Source organism: Aeromonas sp. HMWF014 (assembly GCF_963878295.1).
Lineage (GTDB): Bacteria > Pseudomonadota > Gammaproteobacteria > Enterobacterales > Aeromonadaceae > Aeromonas > Aeromonas popoffii.
Map to the genome: position 1 here is coordinate 1 of NZ_CAWNYS010000372.1, position 3,876 is coordinate 3,876.

General features: G+C 62.9%; 4 protein-coding genes. All 4 read right to left on the reverse strand.

Going from position 1 to position 3,876, the window contains the following annotated elements; genetic code table 11:
• Positions 1 to 89 precede the first annotated feature (89 nt).
• Positions 90 to 905: an undecaprenyl-diphosphate phosphatase gene (gene bacA / locus AAC083_RS15320; protein WP_042035938.1), complete on the reverse strand. Its 816-nt coding sequence runs from the start codon at positions 903 to 905 to the stop codon at positions 90 to 92.
• 115 nt (positions 906 to 1,020) lie between these two features.
• The gene (gene galM / locus AAC083_RS15325) at positions 1,021 to 2,046 is read right to left on the reverse strand and encodes a galactose-1-epimerase (protein WP_108537048.1); all 1,026 of its coding nucleotides are present in this window, start codon (positions 2,044 to 2,046) and stop codon (positions 1,021 to 1,023) included.
• On the reverse strand, positions 2,043 to 3,191 hold the full coding sequence (gene galK / locus AAC083_RS15330) for a galactokinase (protein ID WP_108537049.1): 1,149 nt from the start codon (positions 3,189 to 3,191) through the stop codon (positions 2,043 to 2,045). Before galK ends, galM begins: the two co-directional genes overlap by 4 nt.
• Positions 3,188 to 3,876: galactose-1-phosphate uridylyltransferase (gene galT / locus AAC083_RS15335; protein ID WP_108537050.1), on the reverse strand; the 689-nt coding region annotated here is incomplete at its 5' end. The genes galK and galT, both read right to left, overlap by 4 nt.

Sequence of the window (3,876 nt, forward strand, 5' to 3'; positions counted from 1 at the left end):
AAAAAAACCAATAAAAACAATGCCAGTCAGGCTTAACTGACTGGCATTAGACCGAAAGGTCCCTTTTTCATTCGGCTATTTGCCTGTCATCAGGCCACAAACACCAGGTAGACGACGAAGGCCACGATAAAGCGATAGATGGCGAACGGAATGAAGTCGAGGCGACGGATCAGCGCCAGGAAGGTCTTGATGGCAATCATGGCGACCACGAAGGCAGTGATGAACCCCACCGCAAACATGGGAAAGTCGGCCATGGAGAGGAGGTCGCGGCTCTTGTAGAGATCCAGCCCGCTTGCCGCCACCATCATGGGCACCGCCAGGATGAAGGAGAACTCGGCCGCTGCCTGACGGCTGATCCCCATCAGCATGCCGCCGCTGATGGTGGCGCCGGAGCGGGAGAAGCCGGGCCAGAGCGCCAGACACTGGAACAGACCTATGCCGAACGCCTGTTTGTAGCTGATGTCATCCAGGGTCTCGGAGCGTACCGCCGGGCGACATTTCTCGGCGATGATCAGCAGTATGCCGCCAGCCACTAGGGCGTACATCACTGTCTCGGGGCCGAACAGGTTGGCTTTGATCCAGCTGTGAATGGCGAGGCCGATGATCACGGCGGGCAGCATGCCGAGGATGATGTGCACCAGGGAGAGGGTGGCGTGATCCTGCGCTGGCTTCTGGCCAAAGTGGATGCCAATCAGGCCGAACAGGCGGCGCCAGAAGACGGCCACGACCGCGAGAATGGAGCCCATCTGGATCACTATCTCGAAGGTGGCGGCCTTGGGGCCTTCGAAGCCCAGCAGGTGGCCGACGATGATCATGTGGCCGGTGGAGGAGACGGGGAGGAACTCGGTCAGCCCCTCGACGACGCCCAGAATAAAGGCGACCAGCAGGCTATAAGTGTCAGTCATCGAACAAACAGTCCTTAATTTCGTTGATGTAAAAACGCCCCGGGAAGGTCTCGGGGCGGTTTATCTTGCTCGATTGTGACAGATGAGGCCATGTAAATCTTAAGATCGGCCGATCTCAGTTGCGGATAAAACGGTAGCGGGTCTGGTGGTGGTAGTAGTGTCCCGGCAGCAGCCAGGGATTGCCGAGCTCGGGCCGGTTGGGGCTGTCCGGTAACTGCTGCGCCTCCAGGCAGAAGCCGTCGTAATCCCGATACGGCTGGTCGTTGCGGCTCGGCGTATTGGCCAGCCAGTTGCCGGTGTAAAACTGCAGCGAAGGCTGGTTGGTGTAGACCTCCATCGCCAGCTGCCGATCGCCGGAGATCACTCGTGCGGCCCAGGTATGCTCAGGGTCAGCGAGCGGTAAAGAGGGGATCTCTCGGCTGTCATGGCGCAGCTGGTTGAGCAGGAAGGCGTGATCGTACCCCTTGGCCTGCTGTTGCTGGGGATGGCTCAGCCAATCCTGGCCTATTGGGCGCGGGGCGCGCAGATCGAAGGGGCCTTCCACCGGCGTAATGGCCAGCGGCAGACCGCTCTCATCGGTTGGCAAAAAGCGATCGGCGTTGAGGCTGATGGTGTGATCGCGTACATCTCCGCCCCCATCCAGATTGAAGTAGGCATGACTGGTGAGACTGACCGGGGTCGGTGCATCCGTGCTGGCCCTGAAATCGACCACCAGATCGCACTGCTCCAGCCGGTACTCCAGCGTCACCCGCACGTTGCCGGGGAAACCCTGATCGCCCGCCTTTGACAGCAGGACGAGTCTGACCCTATCCGCCTCCAGCTCCTTGATGTTCCAGCGCTGGCGATGAAATCCCTCCCGTCCGCCGTGCAGGCAGTGGGGCGCCTGATTGGCATCCAGCGGCCAGTGCTGGCCATCGCGCACCAGTTTGGCGCCGCCAATGCGGTTGGCAAAACGCCCGGCGACTGCGCCCAGCCACGCCTGCTGAGCAGGATAGGCCGCTTCGGCGCAGCCCAGCAGCACCTCGCGGTGCTTGCCCGCTACCGGCAGGGTGAGGGAGGTGAGGGTGGCGCCAAAATCGAGGCCGCGCAGGCGCAGCCCCTCTTCGTTTTCCAGCTCGAATGGGGTCATGGCGCCGCTCATAACTTGCCAGCCCCTGAACTGGCGCGGCAGACATAGCTATCGGCCTTGAGACCGAAACGGGCCGGATACTCGGCGTCGACGGCGGCAATCACCTCGGCCACCTGCGCCGGGCGTAGCAGGGCAACCACGCAGCCACCGAAGCCGCCGCCCGTCATCCGCACACCGCCTTCGCGGCCAAGCTTGGCCTTGATGATCTCCACCAGACCGTCGATGGGGGGCACTGTGATCTCGAAGTCATCGCGCATGGCAGCGTGGGACTCGGCCATCAGTTCGCCGAGGCGCACCAGATCGCCGGACTCCAGCGCATCGGCGGCGGCCAGGGTGCGGGCGTTTTCGCCCACCACGTGGCGAGCGCGGCGGTAGCAGATCTCATCCAGCCCGGCCTTGCCCGCTTCCAGCGCGGCCATGTCGAGGTCGCGCAGCGCCTTGACCCCGTAGTGGCGGGCGGCGGTTTCACACTGCTGACGGCGGGTGTTGTATTCGCTGTCCACCAGACCGCGCCACACGTTGGAGTTGACGATCAGCACCGCCAGATCGGGGGGCATGGGGATGAGACGGGTCTGGAGCGAGCGGCAGTCGAGCAGCAGGGCATGATCCTGTTTGCCGCTGGCGGAGATCATCTGATCCATGATGCCGCAGTTGCAGCCGACGAACTGGTTCTCCGCCTGCTGGCCATTGAGCGCGATCTCGGCCTGGCTGATGTCGAGCCCCAGCGCCTCCTTGAAGGCCTGGCCTATGGCCACTTCCAGCGAGGCGGACGACGACAGGCCGGTGCCCTGCGGCACGTTGCCCGAGACCACTAGGTTGAGGCCGCGCAGCGCATGGCCGCGCACCTGCAGGTATTTCACCACGCCGCGGATGTAGTCGCTCCAGCGCTGCTCGGCATGATGGGTGATGGGGTGGTTCAAATCGAACAGGTCGTGCTGGTTGCCATAATCGGCGGCGATCACGTGCACCAGGCTGTCATCCCGCAGGCCGATGGCGACGCAGGTTTCGAAGTCGATGGCGCAGGGCAGCACGAAACCGTCGTTGTAGTCAGTGTGCTCGCCGATGAGGTTGACGCGGCCGGGGGCACGCACCAGCAGGTCGGGTTGCTGCCCAAACTGCTCTGCAAAAACGGTGCTGACGTGTTGGCTGGGGGTCATAGGGTTTCCTCATTGGCTTGGCTGGTCTGGTTGTAGTGAATCGGGTTCAGGGCACGCAGCCGTTCTGCAGCTTGCTCCGGTGTGAGGTCGCGCTGGGCTTCTGCCAGCATCTCGAAGCCCACCATGAACTTGCGCACCGTGGCGGAGCGCAGCAGGGGCGGATAGAAGTGGGCGTGCAGCTGCCAGGCTTCCGGGCAGTCGGAGTGCGGCGGTGCGAAGTGCCAACCCATGGAGTAGGGAAAGCTGCACTCGAACAGGTTGTCGTAACGGCTGGTGAGCTCCTTGAGTGCCACCGCCAGATCCTGCTGCAGCTCGGGGGTGAGGCTCAGCAGGGAGGGCACATGGGTCTTGGGCAGCAGCAGGGTTTCGAACGGCCAGGCGGCCCAGAAGGGAACGACTGCCAGCCAATGTTCGGTTTCCACGACGATGCGGGTACGATCCACCAGCTCCCGCTCCACATATTCGACCAGCAGCGGGCGGCCATGCTCGGCCAGCCAGTCACGCTGGTGCTGTTCTTCGCGGGCGATTTCGTTGGGCAGAAAATCGCTGCCCCACAACTGGCCGTGAGGGTGGGGGTTGGAGCAGCCCATGACGGCGCCCTTGTTTTCAAACACTTGCACCCATTGCCACTGGCTCGACAGCTCGGCCACCTGTTCCATCCAGGTGGTGATCACGGCCTCTATGG